Annotated in this window: 12 protein-coding genes; 4 read left to right on the top strand and 8 right to left on the bottom strand. The window is 73.2% G+C overall.

Going from position 1 to position 12,720, the window contains the following annotated elements:
* The first annotated feature begins 124 nt into the window (after window positions 1-124).
* Window positions 125-1,072 (top strand): LpxL/LpxP family acyltransferase, encoded by a 948-nt coding sequence (locus tag MBSD_RS08995; RefSeq protein WP_082306574.1) that lies wholly within the window; start codon window positions 125-127, stop codon window positions 1,070-1,072.
* A 7-nt stretch (window positions 1,073-1,079) separates the two neighbouring features.
* Here the strand turns inward: MBSD_RS08995 and MBSD_RS09000 are convergent, their stop codons facing one another.
* The 4 genes from MBSD_RS09000 to MBSD_RS15450 form a co-directional block, all read right to left on the bottom strand.
* Window positions 1,080-1,406, bottom strand: coding sequence for a tetratricopeptide repeat protein (locus tag MBSD_RS09000; protein WP_062537013.1), 327 nt, complete (start codon window positions 1,404-1,406; stop codon window positions 1,080-1,082).
* A 10-nt stretch (window positions 1,407-1,416) separates the two neighbouring features.
* The gene (locus MBSD_RS09005) at window positions 1,417-3,141 is read right to left on the bottom strand and encodes an ArnT family glycosyltransferase (protein ID WP_114693239.1); all 1,725 of its coding nucleotides are present in this window, start codon (window positions 3,139-3,141) and stop codon (window positions 1,417-1,419) included.
* Window positions 3,142-3,223: 82 nt separating this feature from the next.
* Entirely contained in the window at window positions 3,224-4,444 is a 1,221-nt protein-coding gene (locus MBSD_RS09010; protein ID WP_148667849.1) for an O-antigen ligase family protein, read from the bottom strand.
* Window positions 4,445-4,521: 77 nt separating this feature from the next.
* Window positions 4,522-5,544, bottom strand: coding sequence for a glycosyltransferase family protein (locus tag MBSD_RS15450; RefSeq protein WP_062537015.1), 1,023 nt, complete (start codon window positions 5,542-5,544; stop codon window positions 4,522-4,524).
* 285 nt (window positions 5,545-5,829) lie between these two features.
* Here MBSD_RS15450 and MBSD_RS09020 point away from each other — a divergent pair, with 285 nt between their 5' ends.
* The 3 genes from MBSD_RS09020 (at window position 5,830) to MBSD_RS09030 (ending at window position 8,648) form a co-directional block, all read left to right on the top strand.
* A complete protein-coding gene (locus tag MBSD_RS09020; protein ID WP_062537016.1) occupies window positions 5,830-6,606 on the top strand; it encodes a glycosyltransferase family 2 protein in 777 nt (258 codons plus the stop codon).
* A 97-nt stretch (window positions 6,607-6,703) separates the two neighbouring features.
* A complete protein-coding gene (gmd, locus tag MBSD_RS09025) occupies window positions 6,704-7,738 on the top strand; it encodes a GDP-mannose 4,6-dehydratase (RefSeq protein ID WP_187300611.1) in 1,035 nt (344 codons plus the stop codon).
* The gene (locus MBSD_RS09030; protein WP_062537018.1) at window positions 7,722-8,648 is read left to right on the top strand and encodes an NAD-dependent epimerase/dehydratase family protein; all 927 of its coding nucleotides are present in this window, start codon (window positions 7,722-7,724) and stop codon (window positions 8,646-8,648) included. Before gmd ends, MBSD_RS09030 begins: the two co-directional genes overlap by 17 nt.
* Before the next feature lie 15 nt (window positions 8,649-8,663).
* On the opposite strand, the gene MBSD_RS09035 is transcribed toward MBSD_RS09030, so the two are convergent.
* The 4 genes from MBSD_RS09035 to MBSD_RS09050 all read right to left on the bottom strand — a co-directional run.
* Entirely contained in the window at window positions 8,664-9,647 is a 984-nt protein-coding gene (locus MBSD_RS09035; protein WP_062537019.1) for a glycosyltransferase, read from the bottom strand.
* A gap of 67 nt (window positions 9,648-9,714) precedes the next feature.
* Window positions 9,715-10,188, bottom strand: coding sequence for a hypothetical protein (locus MBSD_RS09040; protein ID WP_148667850.1), 474 nt, complete (start codon window positions 10,186-10,188; stop codon window positions 9,715-9,717).
* Between the two features lie 59 nt (window positions 10,189-10,247).
* Window positions 10,248-11,966 carry an ArnT family glycosyltransferase gene (locus MBSD_RS09045; RefSeq protein WP_062537021.1) on the bottom strand — a complete coding sequence of 573 codons (1,719 nt, stop codon included), beginning with the start codon at window positions 11,964-11,966 and terminating at the stop codon, window positions 10,248-10,250.
* Between the two features lie 15 nt (window positions 11,967-11,981).
* Window positions 11,982-12,720 (bottom strand): 16S rRNA (cytosine(967)-C(5))-methyltransferase (locus tag MBSD_RS09050; protein ID WP_336603255.1); only part of this gene is annotated, 739 nt, incomplete at its 5' end.

The following is a 12,720-nucleotide window of genomic DNA, read 5'->3' on the forward strand; positions in this document are numbered from 1 at the left end:
CCGGTCCTCCACCCTCGTGCGCCACCCGCGCACCGCTGCCGCCCTGAATAGCAGAGCGGCCGGCGACGGACAAGCGAGCGCGGCGGCGCGCCGCTACACTTGCGGCTTTGCCGCCGCGATGACCATGCGCTGGAACGTCGCCCTCGTCTACCTCGCGCTGCGCCTGCTCGGCCTGCTGCCGTTGCGCGCGCTGCACGCGCTGGGCGCGGCGCTGGGCGGCCTGATGTGGCGCCTGCGCGGCCGCGAGCGGCTGAACGTCGAAACCAATCTGGCGTTGGCGCGGCCGCAGCTCTCCGCCGAGGCGCGCACGGCGCTGGCGCGCGCGACGCTGGCCGAGACCGGTCGCGCGCTCGCCGAGATCGCATGCATCTGGGGCCGCGACGCGCGACGCGCGCTGGCGCTGGTGCGCGAGATCGAGGGCGGCGCGCTGTTCGACGCCGCGCTGGCTTCCGGCCGCGGCCTGATCGTCGCCGCGCCGCACCTCGGCTGCTGGGAGCTGCTGAACTACTGGCTGTGCAGCCGCACGCGCCTGGCCATCCTGTACGCGCCGCCGCGCCATCCCGAGTTCGAGGCGCTGCTGGTGCGCGCGCGCGGCGCGCTGGCGCCCGAACAGGTGCGCGCCGAGGGCGCCGGCGTGCGCGCGCTGTACAAGCGGCTCGCCGCCGGCGGCGTGGTCGGCATCCTGCCCGACCAGCAGCCCAAGCAGGGCGAGGGCCAGTTCGCGCCGTTCTTCGGCATCGAGGCCAGCACCATGGTGCTGCTGCCGCGGCTGGCCGCGCGCACCGGCGCGACCGTGCTGTTCGCCTTCATGCAGCGGCTGCCGCGCGGCGCCGGCTTCCGCCTGCAGTTCCTGCCGGCGCCCGAAGGCATCGCCGACGCCGACCTGCGCACGGCCTGCGCCGCCCTGAACCGCGGCGTCGAGGCCTGCGTCGAACGCGCCTTCACGCAGTACCAGTGGACCTACAAGCGCTACGCCGAACGCCCGCAGCCGCACGCGCACGAGCCGTACTGGCTGGCGCGCCACGGCACCGCGCCGGAAGCGCTGCCCGAGGCGGTGCGCCGCGGCGCCTGAAGGGACCTCACCCGCCGGCGCGCTCCAGCCGGCGCAGGAACACGCGCATCTCCTTCTCCGCCTGGCGGTCGCCGCGGCGCGCGGCGACCTCGATGCCGCGGCGATAGGCCTCGGCTGCGGCGGCGCGGTCGCCGGCCGCCTCCAGCGCCTTGCCGAGCAGCTTGTGCGCCGCCGAGTAGTCGGGTTCGAAGCCGAGCGCATCGCGGAAGGCCTGCGCCGCCGCCGCGGCGTCGCCCGCCGCGAGCAGTGCCTGGCCGAGGCCGAAGCGCAGCAGCGCGCCGTCGCGCGGACCGCCGATCTGGGCGCGCAGGCGTTCGATCGCGTCCCGCTCCATCGGCTCCGCCTCAACGCATGTCGCGGTAGCGCCAGTAGCCGGCCGGCTGCAGGTCCGTGGGCCGGCGCGGTTCCGGCGGCGTCTCGCCGCGCCGCTCGGCGGCCAGCGCGCGCGCCTCCCACACCACGATCCACACCGAGCGGAACGGCTGCACCAGCAACGCATAGCGCAGGTCGTCGGCACCGAGCCGGCTGGGATAGGCGACCACCAGGCCGTCCGGGTGCGCGCGCGCCCAGTCCTGCAGCGCCTCGCCCTCGTACAGGCGGTCGATCGGCCGCGTCAGCCGGCCGAGCCAGTGGTACTGGCCCTCGTAGAGGCCGAGGTTGCCGATCGCGCGGCCCTGCGCCTCGGCGTGCGCCAGCAGGCGCGCGGTCGGCGCGAGGTCGAAGCCGGCCGGATACAGGGTCAGCGAGAACAGCGTGCCGGCGGCGGCGGTGCCGATCAGGCCGGCGAACGCCAAGCGGCGCAGCTCGCCGCGGCCGCGCACCAGCAGCAGCGCGCCGAGCAGCAGGAACACCACGCCGAACGGCGCGCTGGCCGTCGACAGGTCCTTCAGCCAGTGCAGCGATTCGCGATCGACGTCGATGCGGCCCGACGCCACCGCCGCGGGCAGCGCGAACAGCACCGCCGCGAGGGCGAAGCCGCCGGCCGCCAGCGGCCACGGCCCCAGCCAGGCGCTGGTCGCCGCCGCGCCGCCGCGCTCGCGCAGCCGCGCGATCGCCACCGCGACCAGCATCACCGCGCCGCCGAAGGCGGGCAGCAGGTAGTAGGTCTGCTTGCTGCTGACCAGCGAGAACGCCAGCAGCAGCGGCAGCAGCCAGCACAGCAGGAAGCGCAGGCCGGACTCGAATGGCCGGCGCAGCGTCGCCAGCGCGACCAGCGCGCGCGGCCAGACGCTGAACGGGAACAGCACCACCGGCAGCCACGGCAGGTACCACCACAGCGGACGCGCGTGGTCGAAGGCCTCGACCACGCGCCCGGCGGTCTGCAGGAAGAACAGCTCGTGGCGGTACTCCGCGCCGCCGCGCTGCGCCGCCGGCAGCGCCCACGCCAGCAGCAGCGCGAAACCGCCGAGCAGCGCCAGCGCGCCGACCGCGTACCAGCGGCGCCTGTGCGCCGCCGCCCAATCGCTCCACAGCGGGCCGAGCAGGAACGGAAAGGCGACGTGCAGCAACATCACCGGCCCCTTGGTCAGCAGGCCGGCGCCGACGCACAGCGCGAACGGCAGCCAGCGCGGCTCGCCGCGGTCGCGCCGCGGCGCCAGGCACAGCAGCGCCGCCAGCACCCACACCGCCAGCAGCACCTCGTACATGATCTGCAGGTCGAACAGGAACGCGTAGCTGAGCGCCATCAGCATCCACGGCGTCGCCCGCGCGATCCACGGCCGCTCCGGAAACAGCCGCCGCGCCAGCGCCGTCGCCAACACCAGCTGCGCAGCGCCGATCAGCACCTCCAGCGCGCGCGGCCACACGTCGTTGACGCCGAACAGCGCCCAGCCGGCATGGATCAGCCAGAACAGCAGCGGCACCTTGTGGCTGTACGGCGCGCCGTTGATGTGCGGCACCAGGAACTCGTGGTGGTGCCACATCTCCCACGCCACCGCCAGCGTGCGCGTCGAGTACAGCGGCATCGGCCCGTGCTGGAAGATGGCGAACGACGCCACCGCCAGCCACAGCGGCAGCCAGGGCATGAGCGCGCGCAGGCGTTCGTGTCGGACGAAGGCGTCGCGGATCAAGGGTGCGGTCCATCCTCGGCGGGGCGCGCCAGTTTACCCGAGCCGCCAGCCGCGGCCCTTGCGCCCGCCTTACGCGCCCGCCTTACGCCGCGCCCGCCGCAGGGCCGGCGCCGCGCCGACGCAGCGACAGGGCGAAGCAGCAGCCGAGCAGGATCTCCAGCGGCGCGCGCAGGTAGTCGAAGCGCCACAGCAGGAAATCGAAGGCGTTGACCACCAGCACGATGCCGAGGCTGCCGAGCAGCGCCCAGTACAGCGCCGCGCCGACTTCGCCGGCGCGGCGGGCCAGGACCAGCTCGCGCACCAGCACGCCGAACGCCGCCAGCAGCAACGCCGCGCCGATGCCGCCGAGACCGACCGCCGCCTGCAAGTAGGCGTTGTGCAGGTGCGGCGGCACGTAGTCGGCGATGCGGATGCCGCTGGCCGCGATCATCGGCCCGATGCCGTACAGGCCGCTGCCCAGCAGCGGATGCGCCTGCCAGGCGTGCAGGCCGAGCGCCGCGAGTTGCAGGCGCACCGACGCCGAGGAGGGCGGCAGCGTCGCCAAGCCGCCGTGCGCCAGCGCCTCGGCAAGCGCTTCGCCGCCGGCGAAGCGCCGCGCGACCAGCGTGTAGCCGACGCACAGCACCGCCGCCACGGCGAACACCGCCGCGGCCGCTGCGACCGCCGCCGGCCGGCGCCAGCGGGCGGTGACGGCGCGCTGATGGGCGACGGCGACCAGCGGAATCAGCCCCGCGGCAAGCCACGCGGCGCGCGATTGCGCGTACAGCAGGCACGCCAGCAGCAGCAGCGCCGCCAGCCCCAGCGCCGCCGCCTTCGCCGCACGGCCGCGCAGCGGCGTCGACGCCGCGTACAGCGTCAGCAGCAGCAATCCGATCGCGGCGTATTCGCCGACGATGTTCTCGGCGTAGCGGAAGCGCAGGCGCAAGGACCCGGCGACGACCGCGCCTAGCTCCCGCCACGGCGCGCACGCCAGCGCGGCGAGCGCGAAGCCGACCACCATCAGGCCGAGCAGGTGCGGCATGTACCGCGGCCGGTCCGCCAGCCAGGCGCCGATCGCGCAGGCGAACACGCCGACGCGCACCGGTTCCGCGTTGGCCGAAAGATGTTTGGCGACCGGCACGCCGGGCGCCAGTTGCGCGACGTAGGCGGCCTGCAGCACCGCATAGACGACGAACGCGAGCACCAGCCAGGCCAGCGGGTGCCTGGCCAGCGCGCGCCAGCGCGCGCCGCCCGCCGCCACCAGCAGCAGCAGCGCCGCGATCGCGCCGTACTCCGGCCGCAGCCAGCGGCCGAAGCTGGTCATCGCGAACAGCGCCTGGAACGCCAACGCCGCGCCGGCCAGTTGCGCCGGCCACGTCCGGCGGGATGCGGCTGCCCCGCTCAATGCAGGGTCGCGTCGAGCGCGTCGCCGACCCGCCGCACGAATGCGGCGCGGTTCTGGACGAACCACGCGCGCCCCCGTTCGCCGAGCGCGCGCAGCTCGGCATCGCCGAGGGAGAGCGCGCGCTCGACGGTTTCCTCCAGCGCGCGCTCGTCGAAATAGTAGGTCGTGGCCAGCGCCATGTTGCCGGTGTCCTCGTACGGCACCAGCAGGCCGCGCTCGGGCGTGACCAACTCGTTCATCGGCGGCGCATCGACGGTGACCGTCACCGCGCCCACCCCCAGCGCCTCGACCAGGTAGTGGCCCCAGCCGTCGGTCTCCGAGGTGCACAGATGGAAGGCGTGGCTGTTCTGCAGGCGCTTCAACTCGGCGTAGTGCGCGGGATTGGAAACGTCGAGGTAGCCCAGCCGGTGCACGATGTTGGGCGCGGACGGGCCCGGGTGCGCCTCGCGCGGATGCTGCAGCACGGTCAGCGTCGGCCATTCCGGATGCCGCCGCCACACGGCCAGCAGCCGGTCGGTGCCCTTGATGCGGCTGCCGCCGGCGAGGTGGAAGAACTTGCGCTCGCGGGGAACGGCCGGATCGTAGCGGTCGTCGCTGTGGAAGCCGACCCAGCTGGTGGGGTAGCCCAGGCGGTCGAAGATCGAGGCGGCGTTGCGCGTCTTCGCCCAGATGCGGTCGATCGACGGCAGGAAGTGCTGGTCGCGGCGGTCGAACCATTCCGGGTTGGGCAGCGCGACGTTGCGGCGCGACCGGATCAGCTGGTCCGGCCACAGATGCTCGAACATGATGTTGAGATCGAACACCTGCGGCGGCCGCCACCGGCGCCGCAGGCCGCACCACAGCCGCTGCGCGCGCACGTAGGCGCGCATGCGCTTGCTGCGGCGGCGGCGTTCGTGCTCGATGCCGAGCGCCGTCACCGTGACCTCGCAGCCGTTGCAGCGCAGCGCCTCGGCGAGGAGGCGGAAATCGCGGGACAGGCCGAAGCCGTTGTCCCAGAAAACCAGATTGACGGTGGTCATGCGCGGGAGATTCCCTGGATCCGCTTCACACTGCGGCCGGTCTGCGCCGGCCTTTGCCCCTGTGTCTCGCCGGTTCAATTATGTCGCAACCGCAAGACCGTTGTACGGCGGCCGCCTGAACCGGCGCCGAGCGGGCCGGTGAACATCTGCTGCGGCGGACGCCGCGCCGGCGCCAATCGTGATCCGATTCACGCTTCCGCTGGCGCCGCCGCGCGGGCCGGGGCGATGACGGCGCAGGACACCCTCGGCTACCCTTGAATTCCGCTCGACCGCCCCGTGCCGCCCATGTCGCTGCCCGCCCCACCGCGGCTCTCGGCCTGCATCATCACCCGCAACGAGGCCGACCGCATCGACGCCTGCCTCGACTCGCTGGCGTTCTGCGACGAGATCGTGGTGGTCGACTCCGGCTCCACCGACGGCACCCGCGAGCGCGCCGCGGCGAAGGGCGCGCGCGTGCTCGAACGCGCCTTCGACGGCTATCGCGCGCAGAAGGACTACGCCGTGCGGCAGGCGCGCCACGACTGGGTGCTGTGCCTCGATGCCGACGAACGCGTCACGCCCGCGTTGCGCACGGCGATCGAACGCGCGCGCGCGTCGGGTTTCGCCGGCGCCGCCGGCTACCGCTTCGCGCGCGCCACGGAATATTTCGGCGCCTACCTGCGCCATGGCAACGCCTACCCCGACCGCGTGCTGCGCCTGTTCGACCGCCGCCGCGGCGGCTGGCGCGGCGACCGTGAGATCCACGAGCACGTCACCGTCGACGGGCCGGTGCGGACGCTCGCCGGCGATCTCGAACATCACGCCTACCGCTCGCTGGCCGACCAGCTCGGCCGACTCGAACGCTACGCCCGGCTGATGGCCGAGCACATGCACGCGCGCGGCCGCCGCGCGCGCCTCGCCAACATTCTGCTCAATCCGTTCTGGCGCTTCCTGCGCGGCTACGTGCTGCGGCTCGGCTTCCTCGACGGCTGGCGCGGCCTGGTGTTCGCCTACGTCGAGGCGAACTACGTGCGGCAGAAATTCATCAAGCTGTGGCTGCTGGAGCGCGGCCAGCGCATCTGAACGCAAGCTCGCCGCGGCGCGGCGGCGCTGGCAGAATGCGCGTTCCTTCTCGCGCGACGCGGCCGCAGCCCGTAGCGCCCGATCCGGAATCTCCGACATGAAGACCGCACTGATCACCGGCATATCCGGCCAGGACGGCGCCTACCTGGCGCGCCTGCTGCTGAACAAGGGCTACCGCGTGTACGGCACGTACCGGCGCACCAGCTCGGTGAATTTCTGGCGCATCGAGGAGCTGGGCGTCGACAAGCACCCCAACCTGACGCTGGAGGAATACGACCTCACCGATCTCGGCTGCACGCTGCGCCTGCTCGAGCGCAGCGGCGCCGAGGAGGTGTACAACCTGGCGGCGCAGAGCTTCGTCGGGGTGTCGTTCGAGCAGCCGGTCACCACCGCCAAGATCACCGGCATCGGCGCGCTGCACCTGCTCGAGGGGATCCGCATCGTCAACCCGAAGATCCGTTTCTACCAGGCTTCCACCTCGGAGATGTTCGGCAAGGTGCAGGCGGTGCCGCAGACGGAGACGACGCCGTTCTGGCCGCGCAGTCCGTACGGGGTGGCGAAGCTGTTCGCGCACTGGAGCACGGTGAACTACCGCGAGGCGTACGGCATCTTCGGCGCCAGCGGCATCCTGTTCAACCACGAGTCGCCGCTGCGCGGGCGCGAGTTCGTGACGCGCAAGATCACCGACGCGGTGGCGAAGATCGCGCTGGGCAAGCAGGACGTGCTGGAGCTGGGCAACCTGGACGCGAAGCGCGACTGGGGCTACGCCGAGGAATACGTCGAGGGCATGTGGCGGATGCTGCAGGCGGAGCGGCCGGACACGTACGTGCTGGCGACGAAGCGCACGGAGACGGTGCGCGACTTCGCGACGCTGGCGTTCCGGGCCGCGGGTTACGCGCTGGAGTGGCGCGGCCGCGGCGTGGAGGAGACGGGGGTGTGCACGCGCACGGGGCGGGTGCTGGTGCGGATCAATCCGAAGTTCCACCGGCCGGCGGAGGTGGACCTGCTGATCGGCGATCCGGCGAAGGCGCGCGCGGAGCTGGGCTGGGAGGCGAAGACCACGCTGGAACAGCTGTGCGCGATGATGGTCGAGGCCGATCTCGAGCGGAATCGCCGTGGCTTCTCCTGCTGAACCCGCGCGTCCGCGCCTCCTGCTGACCGGCAGCAGCGGCTTCACCGGCCGCTACGTGCGCGCCGAACTGGAACGCGCCGGCTGGCACGTCACCGGACTCGGCCACGCCGCGCACGCGCGCGAGACCTCGCCGGACGAACGCGCCGTCGACCTGCTCGACCGCGAGGCGGTGGCGCGCACCGTCGCCGAGGTGCGGCCGGACGCGGTGATCCATCTCGCCGCGATCGCCTTCGTCGCCCACGGCGACGTCGACGCGATCTACCGCTGCAACGTGGTCGGCACGCGCCACCTGCTGGAGGCGCTGGCCGCGCTGCCGCGGACGCCGCGCGCGGTGATCCTGGCCAGCAGCGCCAACGTCTACGGCAACGCCACCGTCGAGCCGATCGACGAGGACACCCCGCCGGCGCCGGCCAACGACTACGCGGTCAGCAAGCTGGCAATGGAATACATGGCGCGGCTGTGGTGCGAGCGCCTGCCGCTCGTCCTGGTGCGGCCGTTCAACTACACCGGCGTCGGCCAGTCGCCGCAGTTCCTGATCCCGAAGATCGTCGACCACTTCCGCCGCCGCGCCGCCGCCATCGAACTGGGCAACCTCGAGGTATGGCGCGAGTTCCAGGACGTGCGCGCGGTGGCGGCGTGCTACCGGCGCCTGCTCGAGGCCGCGCCGCCGTCGGGCAGCGTGTTCAATCTGTGCAGCGGCCAGGCCTGGTCGTTGCGCGAGGTGCTGACGATGATGGAGACCATCGCCGGCTACCGCATCGAGGTGCGGGTCAATCCCGCCTACGTGCGCGACAACGAGGTGCGGCGGCTGGTCGGCAGCGCCGCGCGCCTGGCCGCGGCGATCGGCCCGCTGCCGGCGATCCCGCTGGCGGACACGCTGCGCTGGATGTACGAGGCACCGGCCGCCTGAACCGGCGCACGCCTTTCAGCCCAGCGCCGCCACCGCGGCGCCGATGCGCTCGCGGAAGGCGCGGTCGTTGGCCTCGAACCAGGCGCGCGCGGCGTCGCCCATGCGCTCCAGCTCGGCGTCGTCCAGACCGAGCAGGCGCGTCACCGTGGCCTCCATCGCGGCGGCGTCGAAGTAGTACGTGGTGGCGAGGTGCTGCGTGCCGGTGCGCGCATGGCCGACCAGCGCGCCGCGCTCGGGCGTGACCATCTCGTGCATCGGCGGCGCGTCCACGGTGACGGTGACCGCGCCGACGCCCATCGCCTCGACCAGATAGTGGCCGAAGCCCTCCGTCTCCGACGGGCACAGGTGGAAGCGGTGGGCGTTCTGCAGGCGCCTGAGTTCGGCGTCGGAGAGATAGTCGATGCGGTGGTCGATGTTCGCCGCCGGCGGTCCCAGCTTCGCCGTGCGCGGATTCTGCACCACGGTCAGGCGCGGCCATTCCGGATGGCGCCGCCACAGCGCCAGCAGCGCCTCGGTGCCCTTGTTCTGGCTGCGTCCGGCCAGATGGAAGAACGCGCGCTCGCGCGGCACGCCGCGGTCGAGGCGGTCCTCGCTGGTGAAGCCGACGTAGTCGACCGGCTTGCCCAGCCGCTCGAAGATCGGCACGGCGTGACGGGTCAGCGCGAACACGCGGTCGACGCCGCCCAGGGCGGCGCGGTCGCTGTCGAGGAACCATTCCGGATGCGGCATCAGCACGTTGTGGCGCGCCACCGGGAAGTACTCCGCGCGCACGTGCTCGAGCATCAGGTTGACGTCGTAGCTGCGCACTTCGCCGCCGCGCAACCGCTGCCAGGCGATGCGCGCGCGCAGCAGCTTCGGACGCAGGATCTTGCGCAGCTTGCCGCGGCGGATCGCGCTGACGCTGACGCGATGTCCGGAGGCGGTCAGCGCCTCGCCGAGCAGGCGCAGGTTGCGGGTCAGGCCGAAGCCGTTGTCCCAGGCGATCAGGTTGACGTTCATCGTCGGGGCAGCGTGAGGACGCGCGGCGGCCTGCAGGCCGGGCGCGCCAGTGTAGCCGAGCGTGGCCTCAGCGCGGCAAGGCGGCGGTATCGAGCAGGGCGTTGGCGCGGGCGACGATCGCCGCGGCGAACTCCGCGCCGCGCGCCTTGGTCAGCGCGCGCTGGAAATCCGGCAGCAACGCGGCCAGCTCGGCGGCGCTGGAGCTGCGTTCGAGCCTGAGCGTCAGCGTGATGCCGCGCAGGCCGTACGCCGCGGCGACGCTCTCGGTCATCAGCTGCTTGGCGCGCAGCACCTCCGCGGACACGGCCGCGCCGGCGCTCTCGTCGGCGGGCCGGGCCTGCACCAGCCCTTCCGCGATCAGGCGGATCATGATCGTGTCGAAGTCGGCGAAGGCGCGGAAGCCGTCGCGCAGTTCGGCCAGCGTCTGCGTGCCGTTGATGGCGATCAGGACGGTGCGGGCGTGCGGCGGCAGGCTGCGCCGGCGTTCGCCGACTTCACGCTGCCCCACCTCGGTCTTGACCGGTATCTCATGCTCCCGCATGGCGTCCCCCGTCGGGTCACGCTAGCGGAACGCCCGGGGCGAAAAGCGGACCTGCGTCGCTATTCCGCGTTCGGGTTCTCGCCGCTGTCCGCCGCCGGACCGGGCACGCAGCCCGGCACCACGGCCTCGGCGCGGAACAGCCACCATTCGCGGCGGTTGGCGTGGCCGACGTAGACCGCCTTGCCGCGATCCACGCAGGGCCCCAGCGCCGCGCCCTGCACGAACACCCAGCGCCGCTCCGGCGCCTGGCGCTGCCAGGCGAGCGCGGCGGCGAGCTGCTCGTGCCAGGGGCGGCCGAAGCCGAAGTCGACGGCCGGACGGTCGGCCATCAGCAGGTTCTGCTCCTTCCAGGCCACCATGGCCAGTTCGGCGTGCGGGCCGATGATCGCCGCGACTTTCCGCATCACTCCTGCCGCCGAGCTGGACGGGTTCAGCAGCGGGTACGCCCACAGGCTCCACAGCAGCCACAGCGCGGCGAGCCCGGCCAGCAGCGCCTGCACGCCGCGGCGCAGCCGCCCGATCGCGGCGGCGGCCAGCAGCGCGGCGCCCATCGCCAGCAGCATCCACCACATCGCCGCGCCGCCGCCCTCGAGGCCGCGCTGCTCGGCGAAGCGCTGCGCGAAGGCCGGATGGCCCGCCAGCGCCCACAGCCCGGCGCCGACAAAGCCCGAGCCCAGCAGCACGACCAGCGCCAGCGACGCGGCGCGCAGCCAGCGCCGGCCGATCAGCTCGGCGAGGAACGGCCCGCTGACCAGCGCCAGCATCGGCAGCGCCGGCATGATGTACACGTCGCGCTTGCCCTTGGGGATGCTGAAGAACAGCACCACCAGCACCACCCATGCCAGCGGCAGCAGGAAGCGCGCGTCGCGCGCGCGCAGGCGCTCCCGCCAGCGCGGGAACGTGCCGGGATAGGTCAGCGACAGCGGCAGCCAGCTGAACAGGATCACCACCAGGTAGTACGTGGCCGGGTGGTGGTGGTCCCAGGAATCGGTGTAGCGACCGGCGGTCTGGTGGAACAGGATGTCCTGCACGTAGGCGCGGTATTCCGCCGTGCCGTGCGCCTGCGCCGTCCACAGCATCGGCCCCAGCCACAGCGCGATCGCCGCCAGCAGCGCCAGCGCGCCCGCGGCCCAGCGCCAGCCGCCGCCCTCGATGCGCGCCAGCCCGTTCCAGCCGCGCCAGCGCGCAAAGAAGTACGGCAGGAACAGCGCCAGCGCCAGCACGCCGACGCCCTTGGTGATCACGCCCAGCCCGGCGGCGAAGCAGCCCAGCCAGTAGGCGCGCCAGTCCGGGCCCAGCAGGAAATGCCGCAGCAGGCCGTAGTTGGCCGCGGTGATGAAGAAGGTCACCAGCGGATCGATCTGCGCGCGCTTGGACTGGTAGACGAACTGCACCACGCACAACAGCGCGCCGGCGGCGTACAGGCCGGTGCGCGGCGTCCACAGCCGCCTGCCGAGGTCGTAGACCAGCCACAGCGTCCCCAGCGCCGCCAGCAGCGAGGGCAGCAGGAAGGCGATGCGCCAGTGGCCGAAAATTTCGTAGCCCAGCGCCTCCAGCCACATCAGCGTCGGCGGCTTGTCGGAATACAGCTCGATGCCGCGATGCGGGAACAGCCACTCGCCCGACTCGACCATCTGCTTCGCCACCAGGGTGAAGCGCGGCTCGTCGGACGGCCACGGATCGCGCAGGCCGATGCCGGCCGCCAGCAGCACGAACGCGAACAGGAAGAACAGCGCGGCTTCGCGGCGGGCGCCGCGCACGGGCGGGATGGCGTTCATCGGTGATCCGGGGCGTCAGGCGCGTTTTTCGAGGACGGCATAGTACATGCCGTCCAGGCCGTCATCGCCGGGCAGGAGCTGCCAGCCGGCGCCGTCGGCGCGGCCGGCCGGCAGCGCCGGCGTGACCGCGCGCGCGTCGGCGTGCGCGGCGAGGAAACCGTCGACCACGGCCGCGTTCTCCGCGCGCAGCACGGAGCAGGTGGCGTAGACCAGGCGCCCGCCCGGCGCCAGCAGCGGCCACAGCGCGGCCAGCAGGCGCGCCTGTTCGGCGACGAGCGCGGGCAGGTCGGCGGCGCGCCGGTGCAGTTTCACGTCGGGGCGGCGGCGGATCACACCGGTGGCGGAGCACGGCGCATCGATCAGGATGCGCTGGAACGGACGGCCGTCCCACCACGTCGCGGCATCGCCGGCGTCGCCCGCGCGCAGTTCGGCAGCGAGGCCGAGCCGTGCGAGGTTCTCGCGCACGCGCGCCAGCCGCGCCGGCTCGCGCTCCAGCGCCAGCAGTTCGACGTCCGCGCGCTCGAGCAGGTGACAGGCCTTGCCGCCGGGCGCGGCGCAGGCGTCCAGCACGCGCATGCCGTCGCGCGCGTCGAGAAGGTCGGCGGCGAGCTGCGCCGCGCCGTCCTGCACGGCGAGGCGGCCCTCGGCGAAGCCGGGCAGGCGGGCGACGTCGATGCTCGTCTCCAGCGCCAACGCATCCGCCAGCCAGGGGTGCGGGCGCGCGGCGATGCCGGCCTCGCGCAGCGCGGCGATC

The organism is Mizugakiibacter sediminis (genome assembly GCF_000953855.2).
Lineage (GTDB): Bacteria > Pseudomonadota > Gammaproteobacteria > Xanthomonadales > Rhodanobacteraceae > Mizugakiibacter > Mizugakiibacter sediminis.

Bases quoted from the DNA above. Each gene is read 5' to 3' on its own strand.
- MBSD_RS09000 (WP_062537013.1), bottom strand. From the start codon at position 1,406: ATGGAGCGGGACGCGATCGAACGCCTGCGCGCCCAGATCGGCGGTCCG.
- MBSD_RS09035 (WP_062537019.1), bottom strand. From the start codon at position 9,647: ATGAACGTCAACCTGATCGCCTGGGACAACGGCTTCGGCCTGACCCGC.
- MBSD_RS09010 (WP_148667849.1), bottom strand. From the start codon at position 4,444: ATGACCAGCTTCGGCCGCTGGCTGCGGCCGGAGTACGGCGCGATCGCG.
- gmd (WP_187300611.1), top strand. From the start codon at position 6,704: ATGAAGACCGCACTGATCACCGGCATATCCGGCCAGGACGGCGCCTAC.
- MBSD_RS09045 (WP_062537021.1), bottom strand. From the start codon at position 11,966: ATGAACGCCATCCCGCCCGTGCGCGGCGCCCGCCGCGAAGCCGCGCTG.
- MBSD_RS15450 (WP_062537015.1), bottom strand. From the start codon at position 5,544: ATGACCACCGTCAATCTGGTTTTCTGGGACAACGGCTTCGGCCTGTCC.
- MBSD_RS08995 (WP_082306574.1), top strand. From the start codon at position 125: ATGCGCTGGAACGTCGCCCTCGTCTACCTCGCGCTGCGCCTGCTCGGC.
- MBSD_RS09020 (WP_062537016.1), top strand. From the start codon at position 5,830: ATGTCGCTGCCCGCCCCACCGCGGCTCTCGGCCTGCATCATCACCCGC.
- MBSD_RS09040 (WP_148667850.1), bottom strand. From the start codon at position 10,188: ATGCGGGAGCATGAGATACCGGTCAAGACCGAGGTGGGGCAGCGTGAA.